Genomic DNA, 1,619 nt, shown 5'->3' with positions numbered 1-1,619 from the left:
GGTGAAAACACCCGCAACAGGTTCTACATCGTCAACTTCCAAACCAGCCATAGTGATTTGGTGAGCTAGCTCTTCGCTGTTAATTGCAGGTTTAACCCACTCGCGTAGCCAAGATTCACTGAATTTCATAGTTTTGACTGCCCCGGATTACTTGAATTGTTTAAGGAAACGAAGGTCGTTCTCGAAGAACGCACGAAGGTCATTTACGCCGTAACGAAGCATCGTTAGACGCTCTACACCCATACCGAATGCAAAACCAGAGTATTTCTCAGGGTCGATGCCAACAGAGCGAAGTACGTTAGGGTGAACCATGCCACAGCCTAGAACTTCTAGCCATTTGCCATCTTTACGTTTCACGTCAACTTCAGCTGAAGGCTCTGTGAACGGGAAGAATGAAGGACGGAAACGCACTTCAACTTCTTCTTCAAAGAAGTTACAAAGGAAATCGTTAAGAATGCCTTTGAGTTGTGCGAAGTTTACGTTCTCATCAACTAACATACCTTCCACTTGGTGGAACATTGGCGTGTGAGTTTGATCGTAGTCGTTACGGTAAACACGACCCGGAGCAATGAAGCGGAATGGCGGTTTGCCGTTTTCCATCGTACGGATTTGAACACCAGAAGTGTGCGTACGTAGCATGAGATCAGGGTTGAAGAAGAAAGTATCGTGATCAGTACGAGCTGGGTGATCGTCTGCGATGTTCAATGCATCAAAGTTGTGGAATGCATCTTCGATCTCAGGGCCAGACTCAGTGCTAAAGCCAAGCTCACCAAAGAACTGTTCGATACGCTCAACGGTGCGTGTAACTGGGTGAAGACCACCGTTCTCAATGCGACGACCTGGTAGGCTCACATCGATGGTTTCTGCAGCCAGTTTCGCTTCAAGCTCCGCACGTTGTAGTGCGTCTTTACGAGCGACGATCGCTTGTTGAACAGCACCTTTCGCTTTGTTGATCTCTTGACCAGCAGTGCGACGCTCTTCAGGTGGAAGTTTACCTAGGCTTTGTAGTTGAAGAGTGAGTTCACCCTTCTTACCTAAATACTGAACTCGCACTTCATCGAGTGCAACTAACGATTCAGCAGCGTTAATCGCGGCCGTAGCATTAGCAATAATCTCTTCTAGATGTTGCATCGTTTCCTCATCTACCTATGGCTATCTGTAAAAGAAGGCATAAGTGGTAGTGTCCATAAGGTTCCCAGCAAGGGATTCTTGGGCATTTTCAAATAGCTGTACATAGTAGCGAAACCCACTTCTAAAGCCAAATCGATTTACGCTTATCTTCGTTTAAATGGGAAAAAACAGTCTAATAGGGAAAAAATAGTGTCATGGGGGAAAAAGCGACAACTCAGGTTGAAAATGGTCTCATTGACTCCCATTAAGTCTAAGTGATGTTCATTTGAAGTAGAGAACCCATGTTAACCATTCGAAAAATACAACCCGAAGATGACGCTGAAGTGTCAGAGATCATAGCCAAAGTCGGTCAGGAATATGGCGCAGTAGGAGAAGGTTATGGGCCTGGTGATGCGGAAGTGGCCAATATGAGTGCTTATTACACAGAAGATAAGCACAGCCAGTACTTAGTCGCTTGTGTTGATGACACCAGATCGGAAGAGCGGCTC

1 protein-coding gene and 1 pseudogene are annotated in these 1,619 nt (G+C 46.0%); one reads left to right on the top strand and one right to left on the bottom strand.

All coding sequences use genetic code 11. The features are described from left to right. Positions 1–147 precede the first annotated feature (147 nt). Positions 148–1,131 (bottom strand): phenylalanine--tRNA ligase subunit alpha, encoded by a 984-nt coding sequence (pheS, locus tag ACP45E_RS22520; protein WP_017034130.1) that lies wholly within the window; start codon positions 1,129–1,131, stop codon positions 148–150. 281 nt (positions 1,132–1,412) lie between these two features. Between pheS and ACP45E_RS22515 the strand changes: the two are divergent. After that, a pseudogene (locus ACP45E_RS22515) lies at positions 1,413–1,619 on the top strand (GNAT family N-acetyltransferase); the annotation flags it as partial.

This window comes from Vibrio genomosp. F10 str. 9ZD137, assembly GCF_049974785.1.
Classification (GTDB): domain Bacteria; phylum Pseudomonadota; class Gammaproteobacteria; order Enterobacterales; family Vibrionaceae; genus Vibrio.
Note: the sequence above shows the minus strand (reverse complement) of the source record. Positions and strands in the feature narration are given on the sequence as shown.

Bases quoted from the DNA above. Each gene is read 5' to 3' on its own strand.
- pheS (WP_017034130.1), bottom strand. From the start codon at position 1,131: ATGCAACATCTAGAAGAGATTATTGCTAATGCTACGGCCGCGATTAAC.